24 protein-coding genes and 1 pseudogene are annotated in these 26,900 nt (G+C 55.6%); 13 read left to right on the top strand and 12 right to left on the bottom strand.

What is annotated here, in order from left to right:
* Window positions 1-4 precede the first annotated feature (4 nt).
* Entirely contained in the window at window positions 5-2,860 is a 2,856-nt protein-coding gene (locus tag AC6I8R_RS02890) for a valine--tRNA ligase (protein ID WP_021185765.1), read from the top strand.
* 68 nt (window positions 2,861-2,928) lie between these two features.
* Window positions 2,929-3,432 carry a GNAT family N-acetyltransferase gene (locus AC6I8R_RS02885; protein WP_021185764.1) on the top strand — a complete coding sequence of 168 codons (504 nt, stop codon included), beginning with the start codon at window positions 2,929-2,931 and terminating at the stop codon, window positions 3,430-3,432.
* Window positions 3,433-3,471: 39 nt separating this feature from the next.
* Here AC6I8R_RS02885 and miaE read toward each other — a convergent pair whose 3' ends face one another.
* Both miaE and rraB read right to left on the bottom strand, forming a co-directional pair.
* Window positions 3,472-4,233, bottom strand: coding sequence for a tRNA isopentenyl-2-thiomethyl-A-37 hydroxylase MiaE (gene miaE, locus AC6I8R_RS02880; RefSeq protein WP_497831879.1), 762 nt, complete (start codon window positions 4,231-4,233; stop codon window positions 3,472-3,474).
* Between the two features lie 57 nt (window positions 4,234-4,290).
* Complete coding sequence (gene rraB / locus AC6I8R_RS02875) at window positions 4,291-4,710, bottom strand: ribonuclease E inhibitor RraB (RefSeq protein WP_013507725.1); 420 nt, start codon at window positions 4,708-4,710, stop codon at window positions 4,291-4,293.
* Between the two features lie 164 nt (window positions 4,711-4,874).
* Between rraB and argF the strand changes: the two genes are divergently transcribed.
* The 4 genes from argF to ridA all read left to right on the top strand — a co-directional run bounded on the left by argF (window position 4,875) and on the right by ridA (window position 8,007).
* Window positions 4,875-5,882: an ornithine carbamoyltransferase gene (gene argF / locus AC6I8R_RS02870; RefSeq protein ID WP_021185762.1), complete on the top strand. Its 1,008-nt coding sequence runs from the start codon at window positions 4,875-4,877 to the stop codon at window positions 5,880-5,882.
* A 244-nt stretch (window positions 5,883-6,126) separates the two neighbouring features.
* Complete coding sequence (gene pyrB, locus AC6I8R_RS02865; protein WP_208724712.1) at window positions 6,127-7,062, top strand: aspartate carbamoyltransferase; 936 nt, start codon at window positions 6,127-6,129, stop codon at window positions 7,060-7,062.
* A 13-nt stretch (window positions 7,063-7,075) separates the two neighbouring features.
* A complete protein-coding gene (gene pyrI, locus AC6I8R_RS02860; RefSeq protein ID WP_497831878.1) occupies window positions 7,076-7,540 on the top strand; it encodes an aspartate carbamoyltransferase regulatory subunit in 465 nt (154 codons plus the stop codon).
* Window positions 7,541-7,620: 80 nt separating this feature from the next.
* Window positions 7,621-8,007: a 2-iminobutanoate/2-iminopropanoate deaminase gene (gene ridA, locus AC6I8R_RS02855; RefSeq protein WP_021185758.1), complete on the top strand. Its 387-nt coding sequence runs from the start codon at window positions 7,621-7,623 to the stop codon at window positions 8,005-8,007.
* Window positions 8,008-8,095: 88 nt separating this feature from the next.
* Here the strand turns inward: ridA and AC6I8R_RS02850 are convergent, their stop codons facing one another.
* Window positions 8,096-10,480, bottom strand: coding sequence for a beta-N-acetylhexosaminidase (locus AC6I8R_RS02850; protein WP_497831877.1), 2,385 nt, complete (start codon window positions 10,478-10,480; stop codon window positions 8,096-8,098).
* Between the two features lie 269 nt (window positions 10,481-10,749).
* Here AC6I8R_RS02850 and nrdD point away from each other — a divergent pair, with 269 nt between their 5' ends.
* Window positions 10,750-12,888, top strand: coding sequence for an anaerobic ribonucleoside-triphosphate reductase (gene nrdD, locus AC6I8R_RS02845; RefSeq protein ID WP_021185756.1), 2,139 nt, complete (start codon window positions 10,750-10,752; stop codon window positions 12,886-12,888).
* Window positions 12,885-13,349, top strand: a pseudogene (nrdG, locus tag AC6I8R_RS02840) (anaerobic ribonucleoside-triphosphate reductase-activating protein); the annotation flags it as partial. The gene nrdD and the pseudogene nrdG, both read left to right, overlap by 4 nt.
* On the opposite strand, the gene AC6I8R_RS02835 reads toward nrdG, so the two are convergent.
* Both AC6I8R_RS02835 and AC6I8R_RS02830 read right to left on the bottom strand, forming a co-directional pair.
* On the bottom strand, window positions 13,344-14,381 hold the full coding sequence (locus AC6I8R_RS02835) for a permease (RefSeq protein WP_021185755.1): 1,038 nt from the start codon (window positions 14,379-14,381) through the stop codon (window positions 13,344-13,346). The pseudogene nrdG and the gene AC6I8R_RS02835 sit on opposite strands and share 6 nt — an antisense overlap.
* A gap of 155 nt (window positions 14,382-14,536) precedes the next feature.
* Window positions 14,537-14,965 carry a YhbP family protein gene (locus AC6I8R_RS02830; protein WP_497831876.1) on the bottom strand — a complete coding sequence of 143 codons (429 nt, stop codon included), beginning with the start codon at window positions 14,963-14,965 and terminating at the stop codon, window positions 14,537-14,539.
* A gap of 100 nt (window positions 14,966-15,065) precedes the next feature.
* Here AC6I8R_RS02830 and AC6I8R_RS02825 point away from each other — a divergent pair, with 100 nt between their 5' ends.
* Entirely contained in the window at window positions 15,066-15,353 is a 288-nt protein-coding gene (locus tag AC6I8R_RS02825; RefSeq protein ID WP_013507715.1) for a GIY-YIG nuclease family protein, read from the top strand.
* Here the strand turns inward: AC6I8R_RS02825 and AC6I8R_RS02820 are convergent.
* Window positions 15,337-15,843 carry a GNAT family N-acetyltransferase gene (locus AC6I8R_RS02820; RefSeq protein WP_013507714.1) on the bottom strand — a complete coding sequence of 169 codons (507 nt, stop codon included), beginning with the start codon at window positions 15,841-15,843 and terminating at the stop codon, window positions 15,337-15,339. The two genes, AC6I8R_RS02825 and AC6I8R_RS02820, sit on opposite strands and share 17 nt — an antisense overlap.
* Window positions 15,837-16,364 (bottom strand): ubiquinone anaerobic biosynthesis accessory factor UbiT, encoded by a 528-nt coding sequence (gene ubiT, locus AC6I8R_RS02815; protein WP_021185753.1) that lies wholly within the window; start codon window positions 16,362-16,364, stop codon window positions 15,837-15,839. Before ubiT ends, AC6I8R_RS02820 begins: the two co-directional genes overlap by 7 nt.
* A gap of 202 nt (window positions 16,365-16,566) precedes the next feature.
* Between ubiT and ubiU the strand changes: the two genes are divergently transcribed.
* The 3 genes from ubiU to AC6I8R_RS02800 all read left to right on the top strand — a co-directional run bounded on the left by ubiU (window position 16,567) and on the right by AC6I8R_RS02800 (window position 19,587).
* Complete coding sequence (gene ubiU, locus AC6I8R_RS02810; protein ID WP_021185752.1) at window positions 16,567-17,562, top strand: ubiquinone anaerobic biosynthesis protein UbiU; 996 nt, start codon at window positions 16,567-16,569, stop codon at window positions 17,560-17,562.
* Window positions 17,563-17,571: 9 nt separating this feature from the next.
* Window positions 17,572-18,459 (top strand): U32 family peptidase, encoded by an 888-nt coding sequence (locus AC6I8R_RS02805; RefSeq protein WP_415173151.1) that lies wholly within the window; start codon window positions 17,572-17,574, stop codon window positions 18,457-18,459.
* Between the two features lie 117 nt (window positions 18,460-18,576).
* Window positions 18,577-19,587, top strand: coding sequence for a luciferase-like monooxygenase (locus AC6I8R_RS02800; RefSeq protein WP_208724706.1), 1,011 nt, complete (start codon window positions 18,577-18,579; stop codon window positions 19,585-19,587).
* 3 nt (window positions 19,588-19,590) lie between these two features.
* Here AC6I8R_RS02800 and AC6I8R_RS02795 read toward each other — a convergent pair whose 3' ends face one another.
* Window positions 19,591-20,505 (bottom strand): AraC family transcriptional regulator, encoded by a 915-nt coding sequence (locus tag AC6I8R_RS02795; RefSeq protein WP_021185749.1) that lies wholly within the window; start codon window positions 20,503-20,505, stop codon window positions 19,591-19,593.
* A gap of 183 nt (window positions 20,506-20,688) precedes the next feature.
* Here AC6I8R_RS02795 and AC6I8R_RS02790 point away from each other — a divergent pair, with 183 nt between their 5' ends.
* Window positions 20,689-21,435: an SDR family NAD(P)-dependent oxidoreductase gene (locus AC6I8R_RS02790; RefSeq protein ID WP_208724705.1), complete on the top strand. Its 747-nt coding sequence runs from the start codon at window positions 20,689-20,691 to the stop codon at window positions 21,433-21,435.
* Between the two features lie 59 nt (window positions 21,436-21,494).
* Here the strand turns inward: AC6I8R_RS02790 and AC6I8R_RS02785 are convergent, their stop codons facing one another.
* The 4 genes from AC6I8R_RS02785 to pnp all read right to left on the bottom strand — a co-directional run bounded on the left by AC6I8R_RS02785 (window position 21,495) and on the right by pnp (window position 26,742).
* Complete coding sequence (locus AC6I8R_RS02785) at window positions 21,495-23,408, bottom strand: DEAD/DEAH family ATP-dependent RNA helicase (RefSeq protein WP_208724704.1); 1,914 nt, start codon at window positions 23,406-23,408, stop codon at window positions 21,495-21,497.
* 16 nt (window positions 23,409-23,424) lie between these two features.
* Window positions 23,425-23,481 carry a protein YrbN gene (gene yrbN, locus AC6I8R_RS02780; protein ID WP_100229640.1) on the bottom strand — a complete coding sequence of 19 codons (57 nt, stop codon included), beginning with the start codon at window positions 23,479-23,481 and terminating at the stop codon, window positions 23,425-23,427.
* Between the two features lie 105 nt (window positions 23,482-23,586).
* On the bottom strand, window positions 23,587-24,471 hold the full coding sequence (gene nlpI, locus AC6I8R_RS02775) for a lipoprotein NlpI (protein WP_021185746.1): 885 nt from the start codon (window positions 24,469-24,471) through the stop codon (window positions 23,587-23,589).
* 132 nt (window positions 24,472-24,603) lie between these two features.
* Window positions 24,604-26,742 carry a polyribonucleotide nucleotidyltransferase gene (gene pnp, locus AC6I8R_RS02770; protein WP_021185745.1) on the bottom strand — a complete coding sequence of 713 codons (2,139 nt, stop codon included), beginning with the start codon at window positions 26,740-26,742 and terminating at the stop codon, window positions 24,604-24,606.
* Between the last annotated feature and the right edge of the window lie 158 nt (window positions 26,743-26,900).

Genomic DNA, 26,900 nt, shown 5'->3' with positions numbered 1-26,900 from the left:
AGAAATGGAAAAGACATATAACCCGCAAGATATCGAGCAGCCGCTCTACGAGCACTGGGAACAGCAGGGCTACTTTAAACCGAATGGCGACACCAGCCAGGAAAGCTTTTGCATCATGATCCCGCCGCCGAACGTCACCGGCAGCTTGCATATGGGTCACGCCTTCCAGCAAACCATCATGGACACCATGATTCGTTACCAGCGCATGCAGGGCAAAAACACCCTGTGGCAGGCGGGTACTGACCACGCGGGTATCGCTACCCAGATGGTGGTTGAGCGCAAAATTGCGGCTGAAGAGGGCAAAACGCGCCAGGATTACGGTCGCGAAGCCTTTATCGACAAAATCTGGCAGTGGAAAGCGGAATCAGGCGGCAATATCTCCCGTCAGATGCGTCGCCTCGGCAACTCCGTGGACTGGGAACGCGAGCGCTTCACTATGGATGAAGGGCTTTCCAATGCCGTGAAAGAAGTGTTTGTACGCCTGTATAAAGAGAACCTGATTTACCGTGGTAAGCGCCTGGTAAACTGGGACCCGAAACTGCGTACCGCGATTTCTGACCTCGAAGTTGAAAACCGCGAAACCAAAGGTTCGATGTGGCACATCCGCTACCCGCTGGCCGATGGCGCAAAAACTGCGGAAGGTAAAGATTACCTGGTGGTCGCGACCACCCGCCCGGAAACCCTGCTGGGCGATACCGGTGTGGCCGTCAACCCGGAAGATCCACGTTATAAAGATCTAATCGGCAAAGAGCTGATCCTGCCGCTGGTAGACCGTCGTATTCCGATCGTTGGCGATGAACACGCCGACATGGAAAAAGGCACCGGCTGCGTGAAGATCACCCCGGCCCACGACTTCAACGACTACGAAGTTGGCCGTCGCCATGCGCTGCCGATGATCAACATCCTGACCTTCGACGGCGACATCCGCACCACTGCGGAAGTGCTCGACACTAACGGTGAAGAGACTGACGTTTACAGCAACGCCATCCCGGCTGAGTTCCAGAACATGGAACGTTTTGCTGCGCGTAAAGCGATCGTCGCGGCGATTGACGCCCTCGGCCTGCTGGATGAGATCAAGCCTCACGATCTGACCGTACCTTATGGCGACCGTGGCGGCGTGGTGATTGAGCCGATGCTGACCGACCAGTGGTATGTGCGCACTGCCCCGCTGGCGAAAGTCGCGGTTGAAGCGGTGGAAAACGGCGACATCCAGTTCGTGCCGAAGCAGTACGAAAACATGTATTTCTCCTGGATGCGCGACATTCAGGACTGGTGTATTTCCCGTCAACTGTGGTGGGGCCACCGTATTCCGGCGTGGTACGACAATCACGGCAACGTGTATGTCGGCCGCACTGAAGAAGAAGTACGTCAGGAAAACAACCTTGGCGCTGACGTGGCGTTGCGCCAGGACGAAGACGTGCTGGATACCTGGTTCTCTTCTGGCCTGTGGACCTTCTCAACCCTCGGCTGGCCGGAGAACACCGAAGCGCTGCGTACCTTCCACCCGACCAGCGTGCTGGTGAGCGGCTTCGACATCATCTTCTTCTGGATTGCCCGCATGATCATGCTGACCATGCATTTCATGAAAGATGAAAACGGCAAGCCGCAGGTGCCGTTCAAGACCGTGTATATCACCGGTCTGATCCGCGACGAAGAAGGACAGAAAATGTCCAAGTCGAAGGGTAACGTCATCGATCCGCTGGATATGGTGGACGGCATTTCGCTGGAAGAGCTGCTGGAAAAACGTACCGGTAACATGATGCAGCCACAGCTGGCTGACAAGATCCGCAAACGCACCGAGAAGCAATTCCCGGACGGCATCGTACCATCAGGTACCGATGCGCTGCGCTTTACCCTGGCGGCACTGGCCTCGACCGGCCGTGACATCAACTGGGATATGAAGCGCCTCGAAGGTTATCGCAACTTCTGTAACAAGCTGTGGAACGCCAGCCGCTTTGTGCTGATGAACACCGAAGATCAGGATTGTGGCCAGAATGGCGGCGAAATGAAGCTGTCGCTGGCGGATCGTTGGATCCTCACCGAGTTTAACAGCACCGTAAAAGCCTACCGTGAAGCACTGGATAGCTATCGTTTCGATATCGCTGCCAACCTGCTGTACGACTTCACCTGGAACCAGTTCTGTGACTGGTATCTGGAGCTGACCAAGCCAGTGATGAACAGCGGTAGCGAAGCGGAACTGCGCGGCACGCGTAACACGCTGGTGACGGTGCTGGAAGCGTTGCTGCGCCTGGCACATCCGGTCATTCCGTTTATCACTGAAACCATCTGGCAGCGTGTCAAAGTGCTGAAAAATATCAGCGACGACACCATCATGCTGCAACCGTTCCCGCAGTACGAAGCGGCGAAAGAAGATGCGGAAGCGAAAGCGGATATCGAGTGGATGAAGCAGGCGATCGTCGCGGTGCGTAATATCCGCGCCGAGATGAACATCGCCCTGAGCAAACCGCTGGATGTGTTGCTGCGTGATTGCTCACCGGCGGCGCTGCGTCGCGTGGAAGAGAACCGTAACTTCCTGTCGCGTCTGGCACGCCTGGAAAGCCTGACCATCCTGCCTGCGGGCGAGAAAGGCCCGGTATCGGTGACCAAGATCGTTGAAGGCGCTGAACTGCTGATTCCGATGGCGGATCTGGTTAACAAAGAAGCGGAGCTGGATCGTCTGGCGAAAGAGCTGACCAAGCTGGATGTTGAGATCGAGAAGATCCAGACCAAGCTGGCGAACGAAGGCTTTGTTGCCCGTGCACCGGAAGCGGTGGTGGCGAAAGAGCGCGAACGTGCAGCTGAGCTGGAACAATCAAAAGCAAAACTGATTGAACAGCAGGGCGTGATTGCGGCATTGTAATCGCTTCAGGCCAACTGCTTAACCGAAGCCGGGCACTGCCCGGCTTTTTTCTATCGGATGAGATGCTAATGACCACTGTCACCCCGCTGGATCTTCAGGTACGTCCCATTACCGCAGCCGATAATCCGCTGATTGCTCGGGTCATTCGCGACGTCTCTGCCGAGTTCGGCCTGACTGCTGACAAAGGCTATACCGTGTCTGATCCCAATCTGGACCGGCTGTTTGAATTGTACAGCGAGGCGAACAGCGCTTACTGGATTGTCGAGCATCAGGGCAAAGTGCTGGGTGGCGGCGGTGTGGCACCCCTGGCGTGTAGCGCGCCGGATATTTGTGAATTACAGAAGATGTACTTTCTGCCGGAAGCGCGCGGTTTTGGCCTGGCCCGCGATCTGGCACTACGCGCGATGGATTATGCACGCCAGCAAGGTTTCCGTCGTTGCTATCTGGAAACCACCGCCAGCCTGACGCGCGCCATTAAGTTGTATGAATCGCTGGGTTTTACCCTGATTGATACCGCGATGGGCTGCACCGGGCATGTGGATTGTGAAGTGCGTATGCTGCGTACCCTGTAATTATTCCGTCCCGTAGCGGCGCGATTTATCGCGCGGATTTTATAAGGTTGGCACACCGCTGTGAAAACGCAGCTCGGTATCCGGTTCGCTGATTAAGCGCCCTTCCGTCTCACCAATCGCGCGCACGCGTGGCGCAATATCTTTCGGCGAAATCTGCGCCGCCAGCGTCAGGTAATCCTGGTAATGACGCGCTTCGGAACGCAGCAGCGAGATATAAAACTTCTCCAGTTGCTCATCCAGATACGGTGCCAGGCTGGCGAAACGTTCACAAGAACGCGCCTCGATATAAGCACCGCAAATCAGCTTATCTACCAGGGTATCCGGCTCATGAGTCGTGACCTCACGCAGCAACCCTTTGGCGTAACGACTGGCGGTAATCTTGCGATACGGCAGACCGCGCGCCTGCATAATTTCCCAGACCTGATAAAAATGGTGCAGCTCTTCTTTAATCAGCAGCACCATCTTTTCCACCAGATCATCCGCCCACGGCAACTCATTACGCACAATGATGCTTTTGGTCAGATTTTTGTGGGCGTTGATAAAGTTGCTGTCGTGATCTTCGCCAAAAATAAAATCTTCGTAGGGCTTCAGCCACGCCAGAATAGCGTCACCACTCGGCTTGTCAGCCACATATTTACGAATCAACCAGACGGCGGTTTGCGCGGCTTTTAACTCACAAACCATATGATCGGTGAGTAGCAACGTCAGGTTTTCCGGCTTGCGTGCTTCATCAATCCACGCCTGTGGTGTGCGGCAATGCAGAAACTGATGGATAGGTTCTAATAGCGGGGCGTTTTTCATGAATGTCTTTATCTGCGGGGAAAAAATACGGGCAGCAACGCGGCTGCCCGTTCATTTTTAGTGACGTACACCGTCGTCTTCATCATCAATGAAGTCGCCGTCATCATCTTCGTCTTCCGCGTCCGGGTCTTCGAAGTAGGTGCCCCAACCGTCGTAATCTACGTTGTATTTGCCCGCCAGATTCACCAGTTGCTCAACCTGCGCATCAATCAGCTCGGGTTTCAGCGCGGCTTCGCTCAGGATGTCGACACACATCACCGTGCTGCCATCTTCCAGCTCCAGCTCTTCCGGTTCAGTCACCTCATAACCCAGCTTGAAGGCATCTACCGCCGCTTTTTCCAGCGAGTCAAAATTGTTGCAGGAAAGATGGTGCTCGATGGTGTAGAGGGCATCAGGATCGCTGCCATCTTCCAGTAATTCATCAATGATCAACCGCGTCTCTTCGCGTTGTTCTTCCAGCAATGCTTCGTATGCCATGGGGATATCCTCAAAATGTTCGGCAATGAATGCAATTATTTTCCCACACTGCCTCGCGCGCCACTACTCAAAACAGAAAGTTTCTTAACGCCGGGGTTGAAAATGCATATTCATACGGTTAGATTGAATTTTAATTCATTTATGATCCCCACACGGAGCGCTGTATGAGTCAGCTGAACCAACGTCATTTCCTGAGATTGCTGGACTTCACCCCAGCAGAAATTGATTACCTGTTAAGACTGGCCGGTGAATTAAAACACGCAAAGAAAAACGCCAGCGAAACGCAGTACCTGAAAGGCAAAAACATCGCGCTCATCTTCGAAAAAGACTCGACTCGTACCCGTTGCTCTTTCGAAGTTGCCGCTTACGATCAGGGTGCTAACGTGACTTACCTCGGCCCAAGCGGCAGCCAGATCGGCCATAAAGAGTCGATGAAAGACACTGCGCGCGTGCTCGGACGTATGTATGACGGTATTCAATATCGTGGTTATGGTCAGGCGTTGGTGGAAACCCTGGCGGAACATGCCGGGGTGCCGGTCTGGAACGGTCTGACCACCGAATTCCATCCAACTCAGTTGCTGGCGGATCTGCTGACGATGCAGGAACATCTGCCACAAAAATCGCTGAACCAGATGACGCTGGTGTACGTTGGCGATGCGCGCAATAACATGGGCAACAGCATGCTGGAAGCAGCTGCGATGGTCGGGCTGGACCTGCGTCTGGTGGCACCGAAAGGCTGCTGGCCGGAAGAACAACTGGTGGAACAATGCCGCATCGCAGCGCAAAAAACCGGTGGCAAAATCACGCTGACCGAAGATATCGCCACCGGCGTGCAGGGTGCCGATTTCATCTACACTGACGTGTGGGTCTCGATGGGGGAAGACAAATCCGTGTGGTCTGATCGTATCGCGCTGTTGCGCCCGTATCAGGTAAACAGCGCGATGCTGGCGTTGACCGGCAATCCGCAGGTGAAGTTCCTGCACTGCCTGCCAGCGTTCCATGATGACCAAACCACGCTGGGACGTCAGATGGCTGAGCAGTATGGCCTGAACGACGGTATGGAAGTCAGCAACGAGGTGTTTGAATCGGCACACAGCATTGTGTTTGACCAGGCAGAAAACCGCATGCACACCATTAAAGCCGTGATGGTGGCAACGCTCGGCCAGCCCTGACTCAGGCGGGAGCAAACGATTACCTCGCGTGCGATTTTTGCTTGATGCAAAGCAGTGAATGCGTATAATGCGCCACAATTTGCCGGGAGGAAGCATGCAACAGCGCAGCGCACAATTTGACGCTCAATTACGCCAGAAAGCTGGCGGCGCACCTGTTTCTTTCCGTCATCAATCGATCGCAAATCAAGCCCCTTAAGCAGGGGCTTTTTTTTGTCCGTCATCCGGCAGCGCAGAGGAGAGAGCTATGGCCAACCCGCTATATCGTAAGCACATTATTTCAATTAACGATCTCAGCCGCGCTGAGCTGGAGCTGGTACTGCATACCGCCGCGCAGCTCAAGGCACACCCGCAGCCGGAGTTGCTGAAACACAACGTCATCGCCAGTTGCTTCTTTGAAGCCTCAACGCGCACTCGTCTGTCGTTTGAAACCGCCATGCATCGCCTTGGTGCCTCGGTCGTCGGTTTTGCCGACGGCAGCAACACCTCGCTCGGTAAGAAAGGGGAAACCCTCGCCGATACCATTTCGGTGATTGGTACCTATGTCGATGCCATTGTGATGCGCCATCCGCAGGAAGGCGCGGCCCGTCTCGCTACCGAGTTTTCCGGCGGCGTGCCGATTCTCAACGCCGGAGACGGGGCTAACCAGCATCCGACGCAAACCCTGCTCGATTTGTTCACCATTCGTGAAACCCAGAGCCGTCTGGATAACCTGAATGTGGCAATGGTGGGTGACCTGAAATATGGCCGTACCGTGCACTCCCTGACTCAGGCGCTGGCGAAGTTCGATGGCAACCGGTTCTTCTTTATCGCCCCTGATGCACTGGCGATGCCGTCTTACATCACCGATATGCTGGATGAGCAAAACATTCGCTGGTCGCGCCATGACAGCATTGAAGAGGTGATGCCGGAACTGGATATCCTGTACATGACGCGCGTGCAGAAAGAGCGTCTCGACCCGTCAGAATACGCCAACGTCAAAGCGCAATTTATTCTGCGCGCCAGCGACCTGGTGGGCGCACGCGACAATATGAAGGTGCTGCACCCGCTGCCACGAATCGATGAGATCACCACGGATGTCGACAGCACACCGCACGCCTGGTATTTCCAGCAGGCCGGGAATGGCATCTTTGCCCGCCAGGCGTTGCTGGCTCTGGTACTGAATCGCGATCTGGCCCTGTAAGGAGGAAAACAGCATGACACACGATAACAAATTGCAGGTTGAAGCCATCAAACGCGGCACGGTGATTGACCATATCCCGGCGCAGGTTGGCTTTAAATTACTGTCGCTGTTTCGCCTGACCGAAACCGATCAGCGCATCACCATTGGTCTGAATCTGCCTTCTGGCGAAATGGGGCGTAAAGATCTGATCAAGATCGAGAACACCTTTCTCACCGATGATCAGATCAACCAACTGGCGGTGTATGCCCCTCATGCCACGGTCAACCGTATCGACGAATATGAAGTGGTGGCGAAGATCGCCCCGACACTGCCGGATCGCATCGAACGGGTGCTGACCTGCCCGAACGGCAACTGTATCAGCCGCAGCGAGCCAGTGTTCTCCAGTTTTGCCGTGAAAAAACGCGACGATGAAGTGCAGCTGAAGTGCAAATATTGCGAGAAAGAGTTCGCGCACCATGTAGTGCTCGGTCACTGGTAATCGTCGGCATCGCCCCTATAATGGGGCGATCTTTTCATGCCGTCGGGAGCACTGGCGGCGCATTTTCTTAAGGAGAAACAATGTCTCGCGAAATCAGTACCGAAAAAGCACCGGCAGCGATTGGTCCGTACGTACAGGGCGTGGATCTCGGTAGCATGATCATTACCTCCGGCCAGATCCCGGTTGATCCGCAAACCGGCGCAGTGGCTGACGATGTGTCTGCTCAGGCGCGTCAGTCGCTGGAAAACGTGAAGGCGATTGTTGAAGCTGCCGGTCTGAAAGTGGGCGACATTGTGAAAACCACGGTGTTTGTCAAAGACCTGAATGACTTCGCCACCGTGAACGCAACCTATGAAGCGTTTTTCACCGAGCATAACGCCAGCTTCCCGGCTCGCTCCTGCGTGGAAGTGGCGCGTCTGCCGAAAGATGTGAAAATCGAAATCGAAGCCATCGCGATTCGTCGTTGATGCCCCCCGTAGCGGCGCGATTTATCGCGCGGATTTTTCCCGCATAGCGCACGAAATCGCGCGATAAATCGCGCCGCTACATCCTGGGTTATTTGACAGAACGCAGCAGTTTCTCCAGCGGGCGTACTAACGCCAGTACCGTCTCATCCTGCACCAGGGCAGCGTCATCCAGTTTCTCTTGCATCTGCGCTACTTCTCCCGCGCCATACGCCTGATTACGCTCCAGCGTCGCGACCAAATCCAGCCCCATGCGGCAGAGAATTGCCACCTGCTGTACCTGCGGTTGCAGCGCATGCAGTTGATAGTTATGCAGCGTCAGCGGCAGCACCCGGTCGCTGTTACTTAGCCAGCGTTGCAATTGCTGGCGAATCACATTAGCGGCCTGCCGGTTGCCCCGATTAGCGATCAAGGCATCCACCTGCTTGTCCAGCAAACGCACCGCTTCGCTCTCGGCGGGCAGAATATCGGCCAGACGGTTAAGCGGCTCGAAATAGTTATAGTGGCCTGCCTGGAATTTCAGATGCTGCCGCGTGTAATATTGTGCCGGTTCCAGCACCTCACTCAGCACGCGCAGTGGGGTAATATCGGTGCTGTTCGCCAGTCGCATCATCTGTACCTCCGCCTGCTGATGTTGTTGCAGACCAACGGATATGGCACCCCAGCGATCGATGGCGCTCAACCGCTGATACATATTATCGCTGTCATTCACATCGGCAGCAGACCACAGGCGTTCCGCCACCACAAAGGTTCGTGGCCACAATTTGGTGTCAATAATCTGGCTATTGACGTTTTCCGCCCACAGCGCCGCTTCACCCCCTTTCAGGTTTTCGCTTAACTGCTGCGGGCTGGGCAACGAAGGAGCAATCCCGCTGGGTACTTGCGCCAGACGCCCCCCCTCGGTGGGATAACGGACATTGCCCACCAGCATATATCCGGTCAGTTTGTTGTCCGTCAACGTCACCACCGGCTGCACTTCCCCCATCCAGGTATCCACCCGGAACGTGACCTGGCTGGATGACAACCAGTCAACCTGCTGCACCAGGCGCCGCGCTTTGCCGTTAAAGTCAATAAAACCACGCCACCCCTCTTTTCCCTCAATCAGGGTGAAACTGCCCTGCACCGCGCTGCCTTTCAGACGTGGCAGGGTGAATGCCCAACTCTGTGCCTGCTCATCCGCCTGCACCTGATCCTCGCCGTTCAGCCCCTGCGGGAAAGGCTCATTACGATAGTGGTAAGCCGCAGGTTGTGGTTGATCAAGGTAGAAGCCGGTTGAAAGGATGCCGCGATAGTCGTTTTTCACCACCTCACCTAAGGCATCCTGCCCCTGCCATGACTGGATCAGAATGCTGCGCGGCAGATCGGGATGATAGATTTCGTCCCAGCCCACCATGCGACGTTGATGCGCTTCAAGAATCTTTTCCACCCGCTGATTAAACCAGGCCTGCAACGCATGGGCATCCTTTAACCCGTGATCGCGCATAAACTGTTGAATTTTAGGCGAGTCATTCCACTGCGCAGGATCAACCTCATCACCGCCAATATGCAGGTACGGATCCGGGAAGATCGCTGCCACTTCCCCCACCAGCGTATCGATAAAGGCAAAAACCTGTTCATTGCTCGGATCGAGCAGCGGCTTAAATACCCCCCAGCCGCGCTCCATTGAGTACGGTCCCGGTGCGCTGATCAGCTCTGGCATCGCCACGGCGATGGCCGAAGCATGGCCGGGTAGATCGATTTCCGGGACAACGCGGATGCCACGCTGCGTGGCATATTGCACCACATCGCGCATCTGCTGCTGGGTGTAGTAGCGACCATCACTGGCTTTATCCTGCAACTGCGGATAATGACTGGAGGCAAAACGCCAGCCCTGATCGTCGGTCAGGTGCCAGTGAAAAACATTCATACGGGCTGCCGCGATGCCATCAATCTGACGTTTGATGGTCTCCACCGGCATAAAATGACGTGCGGAGTCGATCAGCAAACCGCGCCAGGCAAAGCGCGGTTGGTCATTGATGGTGACATACGGGATGACCGTGCCGCTTTCGCTGTTCTCAATCAGTTGCAGCAGAGTCTCCATACCACGCATGGCACCGAAGCGTGTCTGCGCCTCGAGCAAGACACCATCGCTGTTCACCTCCAGCTGATAGCTTTCATCGCTGTCCAGTTGCGGTAAGGGGTCAACCGCCTCTTTGATTTGCACCCGGATAGTCGCCTTTTCATCCGATGCGTCCGTTGGCAACAACGGCCAGCCAGTTTGTCGCGCAATACGTCTGAGCCAGCGCGTCTCCGCCCCCTCCAGATGGTCCCCCGATATGTGTAGCGTCAGCTGTGGCGTCAGTTGATAGGCACCACCGCTCCGAGGCAGCTCAACCTGTTGCGGCCAGGGCATCAGCGGCAGATCACCCGCCGGGGTGGCGAAAGCGGAAAAACTCACGGATAAACAACAGGCAAGCAGCGTGCGTTGCAGAGGCATGAAGGGCATCCTTGTTAACGATTGTCGGACCAAAGCGGGCAAAAGGCTCATTAAACCTGTTTCGCGTCGCACATCAAGTTGCAGAAAGCGGAACTATGGGCGGGTTAAAACTTTTTCAGTTTAGTCAGCGTTGCTGATTGCGCGCCTTTCAAACTTCCTTATTGCTTCTTTGCGCCATATCAAAAACCCTGCAATTAATTCTCAGGCAAACACCATATATAGCGATTACACTTCGTAAAAATCACAACATGTAGTTTCACGGAGAGTAAATGGCAACGGTAGTGATTAAGCGTGACGGCTGCAAAGTGCCGTTCGATGCCCAACGCATCGCCTGCGCCGTACAGGCTGCGGCCAGTGCGGTACAGGTGAACGATGCGGCCTGGTGCGCCCAGGTTGCGGCAGAAGTGGAACAGCAACTGGCTGCGCGTCACGAGGTGGATATCCGCGATATTCAATGCGCGGTCGAAGAGACGCTGATGAGCGGTCCGTGGCCGCAGCTGGCACGCGCCTATATTGAATATCGTCACGACCGTGACCTGGCGCGTGAACAGCGCGGGAAACTACATCACGCTATTCGTGGCCTGGTTGAACAAACCAACGCCGCGCTGTTGAACGAGAACGCCAACAAAGATAGCAAGGTGATCCCCACCCAGCGTGATTTGCTGGCAGGGATCGTCGCCAAACATTATGCGCAACAACAGATCCTGCCACGCGACGTGGTGCTGGCGCACGAACGCGGTGAGATCCACTACCACGATCTCGATTATTCGCCCTTCTTCCCGATGTTTAACTGCATGTTGATTGATCTGCACGGCATGCTAACCAACGGCTTCAAAATGGGTAACGCTGAGATCGAGCCACCCAAATCGATCGCCACCGCCACCGCCGTCACCGCGCAGATCATCGCCCAGGTCGCCAGCCACATTTACGGCGGCACCACCATTAACCGTATCGATGAAGTGCTGGCCCCCTTTGTCACCCTGAGCCTGGAAAAACATCGTGCTGTCGCCCTTGAATGGCAGATTGCCGATGCCGAGGCGTATGCCCGCGCGCGTACCGAAAAAGAGTGTTACGACGCCTTCCAGTCGCTGGAGTATGAGGTCAATACGCTGCATACCGCCAACGGCCAAACCCCCTTTGTCACCTTTGGTTTTGGCCTCGGCACTGACTGGGCGGCACGTTTGATCCAACAATCGATCCTGCGCAACCGTATTGCCGGGCTGGGCAAAAACCACAAAACCGCGGTATTTCCGAAGCTGGTATTTGCCATCCGTGAAGGGGTTAACCGCCGTGCGGGTGACGTCAATTACGACATCAAACAACTGGCGCTGGAGTGTGCCAGCAAGCGGATGTATCCCGATATCCTCAATTATGACCAGGTGGTGAAAGTCACGGGTTCGTTCAAGACGCCGATGGGTTGTCGCAGCTTCCTCGGCGTGTATGAAGAGCATGGTGAGCAGATCCACGAAGGACGCAACAACCTGGGCGTGATCAGTCTCAACCTGCCACGCATTGCGCTGGAAGCCCAGGGTGATGAGGCACGTTTCTGGTCGCTGCTGGATGAACGCCTGGCACTGGCGAAACGTGCGTTGATGACCCGTATCGCGCGGCTGGAAAAAACCAAGGCCCGCGTCGCGCCGATTCTGTATATGGAAGGTGCCTGTGGAGTACGCCTGAAGGCCGATGACGATATCGGGCCGATTTTCCGTAATGGCCGTGCCTCCATCTCCCTTGGCTATATCGGCCTGCATGAAACCCTCAATGCGTTGAGCGGTAACGAAGTACATCCGTATGATGCCGATTATCTGCGCGCCAAAGGGGTGGCGATCGTCGCCCATCTGCGTCAAGCCGTGGATGCATGGAAAGCGGAAACCGGCTATGGCTTTAGCCTCTACAGCACGCCAAGCGAAAACCTATGTGACCGGTTTTGCCGCCTTGATGCCGCCGAGTTTGGCGTGGTGCCAGGCGTCACCGACAAAGGTTATTACACCAACAGCTTCCATCTCGACGTCGAGAAGAAGGTTAATCCGTACGACAAAATCGACTTTGAAGCACCTTACCCACCGATCGCCAACGGCGGTTTTATCTGTTACGGCGAATATCCCAATATCCAGCATAACCTCAAGGCGCTGGAAGATGTCTGGGACTATAGCTACGACCGCGTGCCCTACTACGGCACCAACACGCCCATTGATGAGTGCTACGAATGCGGCTTCAGCGGCGAATTCAGTTGCACCAGCAAAGGCTTTACCTGCCCTTGCTGCGGCAATCATGATCCGGCGCGGGTGTCGGTGACACGGCGCGTGTGCGGCTATCTCGGTAGCCCGGATGCACGTCCGTTTAACGCCGGTAAACAGGAAGAGGTGCAGCGTCGCGTGAAACATCTGGATACGGGACAACTGGGATGATGCATATCCATCGCTATTATGACGTCGATATTGTTAACGGTCCGGGCACACGCTGCACGTTGTTTGTCGCCGGTTGCGAACACCAATGTCGCGGCTGCTACAACCAAAGTACCTGGCGACTGGACTCCGGCGTGCCTTTCACGCTGGCGATGGAAGAACAGCTGATCGCCGATCTCAAAGATCGGCGCATTCCGCGTCAGGGATTGTCGCTCAGCGGCGGCGATCCGCTGCATCCCCATAACGTGCCGCATATCCGCCGCCTGGTGAAACGGGTGCGGCGTGAATGCCCTGATAAGGATATCTGGCTGTGGACCGGCTACCAGTTAGCGGAACTGAACGCCGCGCAGCGGGAAGTGATCGCCGAAATCGACGTGTTAATCGATGGGCGATTTATCGAAGCGGAGAAAGATGCGCGGCTGCTATGGCGCGGCAGCCGCAATCAGAAAATCTGGTATCTACGCCAGCCACAGGGCGAGCACACCGACCAGCATTCCGCTGCAAGCGACGCCCAGCAAGGCTATCCACAACGCGCGAGCCGGGAATGCCCGGTGCAGCATCAGTAATGAGGGGACGCTGACCGCTGGCAATGTCAGCAGCAATGCCAGCGCGGGCGCAATGCCCATCCCGGCCAGCATCATGGTCTGGACAATCGGGATCTCTGCCGCAGTCGGGATGACAAACAGACATCCCGCCACTGCCATCACCACTACCCAGAACAACGTGTTACCCACGGCCCCATCCGCATGCGGGAACAGCCAGACGCGGGCAGCGCCAAGCAGCAGCACCGCCGCCACATACAACGGGATGGTGTTCCAGAACAGCCGCCACAGCACCCGCCACCAGCGCTGGAGAAAGGGGTCTTCCGGGGGAGCCGATGCCCTGGCCTCAAGTGCACCGACTTTCTGCGGCACGCTACGTTGCACCAGCCAGGCAATGCCCAGCACCATGATGATCCCCGCCACCAGACGGATGGCCGCGAACTGCCAGCCCAGGACAAAACCCATAAAAATCAGGGTGGCTGGATTCAGTACCGGATTCGCCAGCCAGAATGCCATCGCCGCGCCGCTGGAAACCTGCGACTGCCGCAAACCCGACGCAACCGGTGCGGCACAGCACGTACACATCATGCCTGGTAACCCAAGCCCGGTGCCAATCAATGCGGAACCAAAACGGTTCTTGCCCATCAGACGCAACAGCCAGCTACGGGGGATCAACACCTGTACCAGCGATCCGAGCAGTACGCCGAGTACCGCCGCTTTCCACACCGCCAGAAAATAGACCATCGCGTAATCCAGCGCGGCACGCCAGGGTGACGCATCCGCGTTGGCTAAAATCGATTTACCGATCGAATGAGTCTCTGCCGCCGTGAAGGCTTTGCCGTAGTAGGGTTGCCATTTGACGTACCAGAGGCCAACAATCACCACCAGCAGAAATAGCAGCGGTTTCCACCAGACAAAACGCGTTGCCGCAGCAGTTGAAGTGAGTTGAGTCATGACAGGATTCCGTATTCAGACTGAATAACGAATGCCGTACCGGAGGCACGACGGATTAACCCGCGGCGGCACGATTTATCGCGCGGTTTTATCATCCATCGCGCACGAAATTGTGCGATAAATCGCGCCGCTACGGATAGAGGGTAGCAGAATGCTTAATCCGCGCGCTGCCAGACAATTTTTTTGCCAAACCCCAGCGCGTTATCCGTCATCTTCACTTCTTCCAGCACGATTTCCCACAGTGGAGCCGTGACGGCTCGCGAAATGGGGAAACGTTTCTGGTAGGCATGACGCGCCTGTTGCTCGGCTTCATCCCTTAAGCGCTGAATATGGCCGCGATACTGCCCCCCCTTAATCAGCAACACGGTTTTCGGCTGGCCGTTAACCGTGCCCGCCACGCGCGGATTAGCCAACATCAGTTGACCATGACGGGTATCTGGCTCGGTCATCAGCCAGAACACCATGCGGGATTCATCAAAAACATAAAAACAGTTGGCGCACCAGAGATCGTCACCGTCTGTCGCGCACAGCGACAGCGCATGCTGTTTCTTCAGGTAGCGAATCAGATGGGAATGGTCGGACACAATCGAGCTCCCTTGCAGGCCAGAGGCCTGTGCTGACCAATAGCGGCAACGCCGGATGCGCGCTACACTGCCTGCCAGCAATTTTTCCGAGGTTAGTCATATGGAGCAGGGCTGGCAGCTTTATATGCTGCAAACCGCCGCAGGCATGCTTTACACCGGCATCACAACGGATGTTAACCGGCGTTTACAACAGCATCAGCAAGGGCGTGGAGCACGATCACTGCGCGGCAAAGGCCCGCTGACGCTGGTATTTCACTGTGATGCCGGGGATCGCGCCGCCGCATCACGACTGGAGTATCAGGTTAAACAGTTAAGCCGGGCGCAAAAGTTACAACTGGTAGCGCAACAACCGCTCAACCTGACGAACTGGTTTACGCAAAGCGATTGAAAGGCTCGGCAAAATCGATCTGCCCTTCTGCCCCGACGAACGCATCGTCGGCCAGTTTGTACACCTGAAACGCCGCTTCTGAACCGGTCCAGCGGCAATGCAAACCATGACGCGCTGCCGGTTCAAAACCGAAGGCATTGTAGTAAGCCGGGTCACCCAACACCACCACCGCGCTGTAACCAAATTCGTTCAGCGCGTCTAATCCCTCGTACACCAGCTGTTTACCGATACCCTGTTTACGTACCGTCTCGTCCACCGCCAGCGGTGCCAACGCCACCCAGCCGCGATCCTCACCCTGCAAGGTTACCGGGCTGAAAGCGGCGTAACCCAATACCTGGCCTTCATCATCAGTCGCCACCACGCCGAGGGTCAGCAAACCATCTTCACGTAACTGTTGTACCAGTTCCGCTTCGGCGGCGCTGGCAAAACAGCGCTTTAACAGGCTGTCGATGCTGGCTGCATCAACACCAATTTCAGTACGAATTAACATGAGATCCTCGCGCGCGACTCACTGGCCTTCGCGTCCTGTTTCAGTCCTGCCTCAACAAAGGCAGCCAGCTGTTGCAACCCCGTGCGCAACGGCGTGGGCATGGCATCCAGTTCAATGGCATCCATCAGGTTTTTCACCTCCAGTCCCAGCTCCGTGTCGCCTTCAATCACCAGGCGGCGTTGAAAGAACAACATATCGGGGTCTGCTTTGCGTGCTGCCACCAGCAACAGATCGTTAGCTTCACCACGAAACCAGACATCAGCCTCTGTATCGTGTGAAACGGTCAGACGCCCATCCTGCAAGGTCGTCATCCAGCGCAAATTGATGTCGCTGATTTCGATCCCCAGGGAACGTCCTTCCAGAAAGTCTAACTCACCTTCAGCCAAAGCATGGCGAAATTGCCAGTTTAGGAGTTGTTGCAAAACGGCTTTTTTCAGCGCAAAAGGGGTCAATGAAACCGGTAACCCGAGGAATTTTGGGCCTTTTTCAACAATCAGGCCGCGTAAGCGAGTAAACACCATCTGCACTCCCTTTAGAAAATTTTACCTATTCTGCCACATCCGTTTGGCTTCGCATCCACTGAGATCAAGGAATTCGCAGTCTGGTTGTGTGAAAAATCTTCACTCTGCATCACCATTGGCCGTTTCACTGCCTTAAATCAACATTCTGCGGCGAGGGCTTACCTACACTCAACGCCGTCCAGAACCTGGGGGAGGAAAAAGTATGGAACTGCTGTGCCCGGCGGGGAATCTGCCTGCGCTGAAATCGGCGGTGGAGCATGGCGCCGACGCCGTTTATGTCGGCCTGAAAGACGATACCAATGCCCGCCACTTTGCTGGCCTTAATTTTACCGATAAAAAACTGGCCGAAGCCGCGCGCTATCTGCACCAGCATCGGCGCAAACTGCATGTGGCGATTAACACGTTTGCCCATCCCGATGGCATGAATCGCTGGCAGCAAGCGATTGATATCGCTGCCCAGAATGGTGCGGATGCGCTGATCCTCGCGGATATCGCCACGCTGGAATATGCGGCGAAGCACTATCCACAGGTTGAACGCCATCTGTCGGTACAGGCTTCGGCCACCAATCTGGAAGCGATCCGTTTTTATCATCGCCATTTTCAGTTGCACCGCGTGGTGCTGCCGCGCGTACTGTCGCTACATCAGGTGAAACAGCTGGCGCGTGAAACACCCGTCCCGCTGGAGGTATTCGCTTTTGGCAGCCTGTGCATCATGGCCGAAGGTCGTTGTTATCTCTCCTCATGGCTGACGGGTGAATCGCCCAACAGCGCCGGAGCCTGCTCACCCGCCAAATTCGTGCGCTGGCAGCAGACGCCAAATGGCATGGAGTCACGCCTGAATGAAGTATTGATTGACCGTTACGGCCCCGATGAAAGCGCCGGTTATCCCACCCTGTGTAAGGGGCGCTATGAAGTCGATGACCAGCGTTATCACGTCCTGGAAGAACCGACCAGCCTGAACACTCTGTCGCTGTTACCGGACTTGCTGCGGGCCGGTGTGGCATCCGTGAAGATCGAAGGACGCCAGCGCAGCCCGGCCTACGTGGCGCAAGTGGCGAAAGTGTGGCGCCAGGCGATTGATCGATGTATCGCCGCACCGGAACAGTTTGCCGTGCAGACCCCGTGGATGCAGGCGTTGGGAGAACTTTCTGAAGGTAGCCAGACCACGCTCGGCGCTTACCATCGCGACTGGCAGTAAGGAGTCAGCATGAAATACGCAATCGGACCGGTGCTGTGGTACTGGCCCAGCGACAAACTGGAAAATTTTTATCAACGTGCCGCGCAATCCAGCGCGGAAATCGTTTATCTGGGGGAAGCGGTATGCAGCAAACGCCGCGCCACGCCGTTCGCGCAATGGATGGAGATGGGCCGGGTGCTGGCGCAGCACGGCAAGCAGGTGGTGATCAGCACGCTGGCGCTGCTGCAATCGCCTTCGGAACTCAAGGAGCTGCGGCGCTATGTGGAAAACGGCGAGTTTCTGATTGAAGCCAACGATATTGGCACCGTGAATATGGCGGCTGAACGCCAGTTGCCGTTTGTCGCTGGCCCGACCCTCAACGTCTACAACGCGCAAACGCTTCAGCTGCTGTTGCAGGAAGGAATGACGCGCTGGTGCATGCCGGTCGAAATGTCACGCGACTGGCTGATCCAGCTGTTGCAGCAGTGTGATGCGGCAGGCGTACGTGATCGTTTTGAGGTAGAGGTGCTGGGTTACGGCCATCTGCCACTGGCGTTATCCGCACGCTGCTTTACCGCCCGCTCGGAAAATCGTGCCAAAGATGATTGCCAGACCTGCTGCATTGATTATCCCAATGGCCGACGCGTGCTATCCCAGGAAGGCCAGCAGGTGTTCGTGCTCAACGGTATCCAGACCATGAGCGGTTACTGCTACAACCTTGGCAATGATCTGGCCGGTATGCATAACTGGGTCGATATCGTGCGTTTATCGCCACAGGATGAAAGCACACTGGAGGATGTGGATCGTTTCCGCGCCAACGAAGCCGGTGAAGCGCCCTTGATGGTGGCGCGCGGCAGCGACAGCAACGGTTACTGGCGACGCCTGGCCGGGATGGCGCTGGATACGACAGGCCGCTGAAAGGCACGTTCCGGCTATATTCCTGCGGTTATTAGCAGTTTTAATATGGGTACTGATGCGTAATACTGGATGGCGCAGGTTTGATAAACACCTGCGCCATACTTATTTGGAGTGCCCATGTCTGAGAAAAAAACAGTTCGCCTGTCCGTGCTGGATCTGGCTCCTATTCCACAGGGTTCAACGCCCCGCGATGCGTTCCAGAATTCGCTGGCATTGGCCCGTCAGGCTGAAGCCCTTGGCTTTCATCGCTACTGGTTGGCAGAGCACCACAATATGACCGGCATTGCCAGCGCGGCAACCTCCGTATTGATTGGTTATCTGGCTGCCAACACCGAAACCCTGCGTCTCGGCTCCGGCGGCATTATGCTGCCGAACCATTCACCGTTGGTGATCGCCGAACAGTTTGGCACCCTGGAAGCGCTCTATCCGGGACGTATCGATTTAGGGCTGGGCCGTGCGCCGGGTTCCGACCAGCGTACTATGCTGGCGCTGCGTCGCCATCTGTCGAGCGCACAGGCCGACAGCTTCCCCGATGATGTCGTTGAGCTGCTGAACTGGTTTGATGCTGAGGTGGGTGAATGTCCACCGGTTCAACCGGTGCCCGGCCTGTGCTCAAAAATTCCGGTCTGGCTGCTGGGTTCCAGTCTTTACAGCGCCCAGTTGGCCGCACAGCTTGGCTTGCCATTTGCCTTTGCCTCGCATTTTGCCCCGGATCTGCTGCTTCAGGCATTGCACCTGTACCGTGAGAAGTTCCAGCCTTCAGCGCGTCTGGAAAAACCTTACGCAATGGTGTGCGTCAATGTGGTGGCCGCCGATAGCGAACGTAATGCGCGCTTCCTGTTTACCTCAATGCAGCAGCAATTTATCAATCTGCGTCGCGGTAAACCGGGTCCACTCCCTGCGCCAGTGGAGAATATGGACAACTTATGGTCGCCGTCAGAGCAGTACGGCGTGCAGCAAGCACTCAGCATGTCGATCGTCGGAGATAGCGATAAAGTTCGCCACGGCCTCGCGGCGCTGGTGCGCGAAACTCAGGCGGATGAAATCATGGTGAATGGCCAGATTTTCGATCCGCAGGCACGCCTCCGCTCCTTCGCTATCGCGATGGAAGCTGCCCGCTCGCTGTAACGGTTATTGCGGTGGGTACGCTTCCTGGCCCACCGCCATCTGGCGGATATCCCGTCCAGGAGACTGGCCATAGAATCGGCTGTATTCACGGCTGAACTGTGAAGCGCTTTGATATCCCACCCGATAGCCCGCCGTTCCGGCATCCAGTTTTTCCATCAACATCAGACGTCGCGCTTCATTCAAACGCAGCTGCTTTTGATACTGCATTGGCGTCATGGCAGTGACCGATTTGAAGTGATGGTGCAGTGACGAAATGCTCATGCCTACGTTGCTTGCCAGCTGATCCATCTTTAACGGCTGATGAAAGTTTTCCCGCAACCAACGCGCAGCGCGCGCCACTTTGTTACCCGGACGTTCTGCCAACGCCATATTCAGAATGCGCGGCCCTTCCGGCCCGGTCAGCAGACGATAAAAAATTTCCTGCTCAATTAACGGTGCCAGCGCCGCGATGTCCTGTGGCTGATCCAGCAGTTCAATCAGGCGAATGACCGCATCCACTAACGGCGGGGCCACTTTATGCACCGTGATGCCACGCTCATTAGTGGTGGCGGCGGCTACCTGATGCAACGGAAAGTGCTCCAGATAACGCATCAGACGTGCCTCATTGATGGTGATGCCCACCCCCAGATTGGGTTTCTCCTCCGTCGCCATCACCACGCAGGATTGCACAGCCATATCCAGCGTCACCAACAGCAAATCGCCCGCCCCGTAATGCATCACATCCTCTCCCATGCGCAGCGCTTTCTGTCCCTGCGCGACCAGCGCAAAGCTGGCCCAGGTGGCAACATGCGTCAGGCTGGTGGGTCTGGAACTGCGGCCAAAAGAGAGAAAATCGATAGCGCTGTGGTGACGGCCATCAGCCGGTGCGTGGCGGGCTATCATGGCAACCAGTTGCTGCCACTGTTCCTGATGAATCATGCGTTGGGCGCTCCGCGATGAAAGATCGTTAAGTCGCTATTCTAACCTGGCGTGGTTGTTAAGCCTGCTCCCTGGGATGGAGATTTGCAGGATCGTGCAAAAAGCTTGCAGGATTGCGCTACCGGTAGATTGTATGGACAGCGCATTCTTATGCTTCCCCGAAACCTCAGGTGGAGAGACACAATGAAAGCACTTGAAGGCAAAATTGCGCTGGTGACGGGCGCTTCGAAAGGCATTGGTGCCGCCATTGCCATGACTTTCGCGGCGGCCGGCGCCCGGGTGGTAGTGAATTATCGTCAGGATGAAGTCGGCGCAGCTGACGTGGTGACGGATATCCGTGCTCTGGGTAGCGATGCCATCGCCGTGCAGGCTGATGTCTCGCGTGAAGCTGATGTTGCACGGCTCTTTGCTACCGCCATTGATCAATTCGGCGCACCGGACATTGTGGTGAACAACGCAGGCATTTTTCATCATGGTGATTTCACCGCGCTGAGTGTCGTTGAGATGCAGCAACAGCTGAATGTAAACCTGTTCGGCACACTTCTGGTTTGCCAGCGAGCAGCACAGCATTTTCCGTCACGCGGCGGTTGCATCATCAACCTGAGTGCGTTGAATAGCCAGCGCAGCACGCCCGGTTCAGTGCTGTGGGCCGCCACCAAAGGCGCGATCGATACCCTGACACAGGGTCTGGCACGAGAACTTGGGCCGCGTAATATCCGCGTCAATGCCCTGGCCCCAGGCATTATCCTGACCGAAGGTTTACTGGCGGCGAAGAAGATGCACCCGGAACTGAAAGCACAGTTAATTGCAGCAACACCGCTGGGACGCTTTGGCTTACCGGAGGATGTGGCGCAGGTCGCGCTGTTCCTCGCATCGGAGGAGTCTGCCTATGTCAGCGGCGAACGGGTGCTGATTGCTGGCGGCGTGTAGGAAATAGGAAAAAAAATGGGACGCCGAGGCGTCCCATTTTGTTATTCAGCGTTTATCGCTTAGATATCACGACGACGCGGTGCTGCTGCACCCGCTTCTTCGCGACGCGGGCCACGGTTACCTTCACGGCTGAAACGGCCACCTTCACGACGTTCAGAGAAACGACGACCGCCTTCACGACCTTCACCACGCGGTGCGCCACCTTCACGGTTACCACCACGACGCTCACCACCGAAGTCACGACCACCGCCACGACGTTCGCTGCGCTCACCGCGCTCAAACGGCTGTGCGTCGCCCAGCAACTGCATATTCATCGGTTTGTTCAGAATACGCGTGCGGGTGAAGTGTTGCAGAACTTCGCCCGGCATGCCTTTCGGCAGCTCGATAGTAGAGTGAGAAGCAAACAGCTTGATGTTACCGATGTAACGGCTGCTGATGTCGCCTTCGTTAGCGATCGCGCCCACGATATGACGAACTTCAACACCATCATCACGGCCCACTTCAATGCGGTACAGCTGCATTTCGCCCACATCACGACGCTCGCGACGCGGACGGTCGCCATCACGGCTGTCACGCGGACCACGAGAATCGCGAGAGTCACGGGAATCACGACGATCATCACGATCACGGAATTCACGACGCGGCGGACGCGGTGCATCAGCAGGTACGATCAGAGGACGTTCGCCCTGGGCCATTTTCAGCAGTGCCGCAGCCAGAGTTTCGATATCCAGATCTTCTTCCGGCTGCATTTTGCTCAGCAGAGCACGGTACATTTCCAGATCGCTGCTTTCCAGCTGCTGCTGAACTTTCGCCGCGAATTTAGCCAGACGACGCTCACCCAGCAACTCAGCATTCGGCAGTTCAACTTCCGGAATGGTCAGCTTCATGGTGCGTTCGATGTTACGCAGCAGACGACGCTCGCGGTTCTCAACGAACAGCAGCGCACGACCTGCGCGGCCTGCACGACCGGTACGGCCGATACGGTGAACGTAAGATTCTGCGTCCATCGGGATGTCATAGTTAACAACCAGGCTGATACGCTCAACGTCCAGACCACGGGCAGCAACGTCGGTTGCGATCAGGATGTCGAGACGACCATCTTTCAGACGCTCCAGCGTCTGCTCACGCAGTGCCTGGTTCATGTCGCCGTTCAGTGCTGCGCTGTTGTAACCACTGCGCTCCAGCGCTTCAGCCACTTCCAGCGTTGCGTTTTTGGTACGCACGAAGATGATCGCAGCATCGAAGTCTTCTGCTTCGAGGAAACGCACCAGCGCGTCAGTTTTACGGCCATAAGCGGTCCAGTAAGACTGAGAGATGTCCGGGCGGGTAGTCACGCTTGACTGGATGCGCACTTCCTGCGGATCTTTCATGAAACGCTTGGTGATACGACGAATCGCTTCCGGCATGGTGGCAGAGAACAGAGCGGTCTGATGACCTTCCGGGATCTGCGCCATGATGGTTTCAACGTCTTCAATAAAGCCCATACGCAGCATTTCGTCAGCTTCGTCCAGTACCAGACCACGCAGGTTGGACAGATCAAGCGTACCGCGTTTCAGGTGGTCAAGCAGACGACCCGGGGTGCCCACGACAATTTGCGGGCCCTGACGCAGTGCACGCAGCTGTACGTCATAACGCTGGCCGCCGTACAGGGCCAACACGTTTACGCCACGCATGTGTTTGGAGAATTCAGTTGCTGCTTCAGCAACCTGCACCGCCAGCTCACGGGTCGGTGCCAGCACCAGAATCTGCGGTGCTTTCAAATTTGGATCAATGTTATTCAACAGCGGCAGAGAGAATGCTGCAGTTTTGCCACTACCGGTCTGTGCCATACCCAGCACGTCACGGCCAGCCAGCAGGTGCGGAATGCACTCAGCCTGGATCGGTGACGGCTTGACGTATCCCATGTCGTTAAGAGCAGACAGGATGGATTCGTTCAGGCCCAGATCAGCAAAAGTGGTTTGAATATCAGTCATGTAGTACACGTGCCTCTTAGATTGCGGCGGCCAGTCTACATAACTCGTCATGAAAATTTTCAGTCATTTTCATCGAAAAGTGTGAACCGGCTCAAATTAGAAGTTTCGACGAACAGAAAAGCCCTCATCCCGGAAGATGATGACTTAACGGGTAATTCAGGCAATAAAAGTTCGTCAGCTATTGCTGGTCAGATTCTGATAAATCGTCTTGTGCCTGGCCGAGTTGCGCCAGTTCCAACAATGCGTATCGGTGTTCAACAAAGTTGTTAACGTTGTTGGCCACCGCCAGTTTGAACAACGCTTTCGCGTCGTCCTTCTCCCCCAGACTTAGGTAGTACTTACCTAAATAGAAGTTGGTTTCACTGAGATGTTCAGCGAGCGAGGTGTTATCCGTTGCGTCCGCCTTGAGACGTTCCATCAATGTTTTTTCACTGATGTCGCCCAGGTAGAACTCGACAATATTCCATCCCCATTGATCCCGGACCGCTTTGTCGTAACGCTGTTTCAGCGAAACTTTTGCTTTGTCGACATCCATCTCGCGTTCAACGAGGTAGAGCCACAGGCTGCGGAATGGATCATTAGGATCGTCTTGATAAAACGCCAGCAGATCATCTTGCGCTAACTTGTATCGACCGCCGTAATAGAGGGCGATACCACGGTTTAAATGCGCATAGTTGTAAGTTGGATCAAGCTCAAGTACAGAATCAAACGCTTCATAGGCAGCATCAAAATTGCCTGCCTGCGTTAAATATATGCCGAGATAGTTAAACACCTCAGGCATATCCGGTCTGATAGACAGCGCTTGCGAGAAATCGTTCCGCGCTAATGCTCTCAGACCTAAGCTATCATACAACACTCCACGCTCATATAATAGCTGTGCGCGTTCATCATCGGTCAGGGCGCGACTGGCAAGAATTTGTTCCATTCGCGCCAAAATCACTTCCTGCTGCAGTGTGGGCTGCAAAGGTACTGCCAGAACTTCGTTCTTACGCCAATTGGAGTTGCTGCATCCTGCCAGCGTCAAAGCTGTCGCAACAAAACACCAGCGCAAAAAAGGCTTCATTTCCCACTCCCGAATACAAACATTGGGATAACCATCCTGTCATCCGCCTGCTGTGCACAAGGATTCCCGCCCTCGCGATGATACAAACACCTCTCCCCACCAAACGGCAGGGAGAGGCTAATCAGGAAACGCTTACTCGGCGTCAGGTGCATCGGTCGCAGCGGTAGTCTCGACCGCCTGCGGTTTCTGCTCTGTCGCTTCTTTGATGCTCAGACGTACACGGCCCTGACGGTCCACTTCCAGTACTTTAACCGGAACTTCCTGGCCCATCTGCAGATAGTCGGTCACCTTCTCAACGCGCTTGTCAGCGATTTGAGAGATGTGTACCAGACCTTCTTTGCCGCCGCCAATCGCAACAAAGGCACCGAAATCAACGATACGGGTCACTTTACCACTGTAAATGCGGCCCACTTCGATTTCTGCGGTGATCTCTTCGATACGACGAATAGCTTCTTTCGCTTTCAGGCCATCGGTCGCGGCGATCTTCACGGTGCCATCATCTTCGATTTCGATGGTGGTGCCGGTTTCTTCAGTCAGCGCACGAATGACAGAACCGCCTTTACCGATGACATCTTTGATCTTGTCTGCATTGATCTTGATGGTGTAAATACGCGGTGCGAACTCAGAAATCTCCTGACGCGGCGTGCTGATTGCCTGTTCCATCACGCTCAGAATGTGCAGACGCGCACCCTTAGCCTGGTTCAAAGCAACCTGCATGATCTCGCGGGTGATCCCTTCGATTTTGATATCCATCTGCAGCGCGGTCACACCTTCACGGCTACCGGCCACTTTGAAGTCCATGTCGCCGAGGTGATCTTCGTCACCCAGGATGTCAGACAGAACCACAAATTTTTCGTCTTCTTTTACCAGGCCCATCGCGATACCGGCTACGGCAGCTTTGATCGGCACACCAGCATCCATCAACGCCAGAGAAGCGCCACACACGGAAGCCATAGAAGAAGAACCGTTTGATTCGGTGATTTCAGATACCACACGTACGGTGTACGGGAAATCTTCCTGCTTCGGCATCACCGCCAGCACGCCGCGTTTCGCCAGACGACCGTGACCAATTTCACGACGCTTTGGTGAACCGACCATACCGGTCTCACCCACCGAGTACGGAGGGAAGTTGTAGTGGAACAGGAAGCTGTCGGTACGTTCGCCCATCAGCTCGTCCAGGCTCTGCGCATCACGGGCAGTACCCAGGGTAGCAGTAACCAGCGCCTGAGTTTCACCACGGGTGAACAGCGAAGAACCGTGGGTACGCGGCAGCACGCCAGTGCGCACGTCCAGACCACGAATCATGTCTTTTTCACGGCCATCGATACGCGGTTCGCCGTTCAGAATACGGGTACGTACCACGTTCTTTTCCAGGCTGTGCACGATGTCGCCGATTTCAGCGTCATCCAGCGTTTCGTCTTCAGCCAGCAGCGCAGCAATGGTTTCGTCTTTGATAACGCCAACCTGAGCGTAACGTTCCTGCTTATCAGTGATGCGGTAAGCATCGCTGATGCGTGCTTCAGCCAGTGCGGCAACGCGTGAAATCAGTGCATCGTTAGCAGGCTCTGGCTGCCAGTCCCAACGCGGTTTACCGGCTTCAGCCACCAGCGCGTTGATGTTTTCGATGACAACCTGTTGCTGGTCGTGGCCGAATACCACCGCACCCAGCATCTGATCTTCAGTCAGGATATCAGCTTCAGATTCCACCATCAGTACGGCGTTCTGTGTACCGGCAACCACCAGATCCAGACGAGATTGTTTGATTTCGTCAGCCGTCGGGTTCAGTACGTATTGATCGTTGATGTAACCAACGCGCGCAGCACCGATCGGCCCGTTGAACGGAATACCAGACAGCGACAGCGCAGCAGAAGCACCGATCATCGCAACGATATCCGGGTTAACCTGTGGGTTAACAGAAACAACGGTAGCGATAACCTGAACTTCGTTAACAAAACCTTCCGGGAACAGCGGGCGAACCGGGCGGTCAATCAGACGCGCGATCAGGGTTTCACCTTCGCTCGGACGGCCTTCACGACGGAAGAAGCTACCCGGGATACGGCCAGCAGCGTAAGTACGCTCCTGATAGTTGACGGTCAACGGGAAGAAGTCCTGACCTGGTTTAGCTTTTTTCTGGCCAACAACGGTTACGAAAACCGCGGTGTCGTCCATGCTTACCATCACAGCAGCGGTGGCCTGGCGTGCCATCATGCCAGTTTCCAGCGTGACGGTATGCTGACCATATTGGAATTTGCGTACGATCGGGTTCAGCAAAATTAAAGTCCTTAACGTCGGGGCAGACCCATCTCAGGCCCGCCGGGGATTACCGATCTTCAGCTGCATCCTCGCGACTAATGACAACCTTTAACCGCCCTTGCGGTAAAGCCTCTCATTAGCCGCGCGAACCTCTGCAAGCGAAGATCACTCTCAGC

The sequence above is a fragment of the Pantoea sp. X-Soil-OKNW-713 genome, from assembly GCF_059730685.1.
Note: the sequence above shows the minus strand (reverse complement) of the source record. Positions and strands in the feature narration are given on the sequence as shown.

What these genes read in the sequence shown, in the direction of transcription:
- AC6I8R_RS02890 (WP_021185765.1), top strand. Translation starts at nt 5, where the DNA reads ATGGAAAAGACATATAACCCGCAAGATATCGAGCAGCCGCTCTACGAG.
- AC6I8R_RS02885 (WP_021185764.1), top strand. Translation starts at nt 2,929, where the DNA reads ATGACCACTGTCACCCCGCTGGATCTTCAGGTACGTCCCATTACCGCA.
- miaE (WP_497831879.1), bottom strand. Translation starts at nt 4,233, where the DNA reads ATGAAAAACGCCCCGCTATTAGAACCTATCCATCAGTTTCTGCATTGC.
- rraB (WP_013507725.1), bottom strand. Translation starts at nt 4,710, where the DNA reads ATGGCATACGAAGCATTGCTGGAAGAACAACGCGAAGAGACGCGGTTG.
- argF (WP_021185762.1), top strand. Translation starts at nt 4,875, where the DNA reads ATGAGTCAGCTGAACCAACGTCATTTCCTGAGATTGCTGGACTTCACC.
- pyrB (WP_208724712.1), top strand. Translation starts at nt 6,127, where the DNA reads ATGGCCAACCCGCTATATCGTAAGCACATTATTTCAATTAACGATCTC.
- pyrI (WP_497831878.1), top strand. Translation starts at nt 7,076, where the DNA reads ATGACACACGATAACAAATTGCAGGTTGAAGCCATCAAACGCGGCACG.
- ridA (WP_021185758.1), top strand. Translation starts at nt 7,621, where the DNA reads ATGTCTCGCGAAATCAGTACCGAAAAAGCACCGGCAGCGATTGGTCCG.
- AC6I8R_RS02850 (WP_497831877.1), bottom strand. Translation starts at nt 10,480, where the DNA reads ATGCCTCTGCAACGCACGCTGCTTGCCTGTTGTTTATCCGTGAGTTTT.
- nrdD (WP_021185756.1), top strand. Translation starts at nt 10,750, where the DNA reads ATGGCAACGGTAGTGATTAAGCGTGACGGCTGCAAAGTGCCGTTCGAT.
- AC6I8R_RS02835 (WP_021185755.1), bottom strand. Translation starts at nt 14,381, where the DNA reads ATGACTCAACTCACTTCAACTGCTGCGGCAACGCGTTTTGTCTGGTGG.
- AC6I8R_RS02825 (WP_013507715.1), top strand. Translation starts at nt 15,066, where the DNA reads ATGGAGCAGGGCTGGCAGCTTTATATGCTGCAAACCGCCGCAGGCATG.
- AC6I8R_RS02820 (WP_013507714.1), bottom strand. Translation starts at nt 15,843, where the DNA reads ATGTTAATTCGTACTGAAATTGGTGTTGATGCAGCCAGCATCGACAGC.
- ubiT (WP_021185753.1), bottom strand. Translation starts at nt 16,364, where the DNA reads ATGGTGTTTACTCGCTTACGCGGCCTGATTGTTGAAAAAGGCCCAAAA.
- ubiU (WP_021185752.1), top strand. Translation starts at nt 16,567, where the DNA reads ATGGAACTGCTGTGCCCGGCGGGGAATCTGCCTGCGCTGAAATCGGCG.
- AC6I8R_RS02805 (WP_415173151.1), top strand. Translation starts at nt 17,572, where the DNA reads ATGAAATACGCAATCGGACCGGTGCTGTGGTACTGGCCCAGCGACAAA.
- AC6I8R_RS02800 (WP_208724706.1), top strand. Translation starts at nt 18,577, where the DNA reads ATGTCTGAGAAAAAAACAGTTCGCCTGTCCGTGCTGGATCTGGCTCCT.
- AC6I8R_RS02795 (WP_021185749.1), bottom strand. Translation starts at nt 20,505, where the DNA reads ATGATTCATCAGGAACAGTGGCAGCAACTGGTTGCCATGATAGCCCGC.
- AC6I8R_RS02790 (WP_208724705.1), top strand. Translation starts at nt 20,689, where the DNA reads ATGAAAGCACTTGAAGGCAAAATTGCGCTGGTGACGGGCGCTTCGAAA.
- AC6I8R_RS02785 (WP_208724704.1), bottom strand. Translation starts at nt 23,408, where the DNA reads ATGACTGATATTCAAACCACTTTTGCTGATCTGGGCCTGAACGAATCC.
- nlpI (WP_021185746.1), bottom strand. Translation starts at nt 24,471, where the DNA reads ATGAAGCCTTTTTTGCGCTGGTGTTTTGTTGCGACAGCTTTGACGCTG.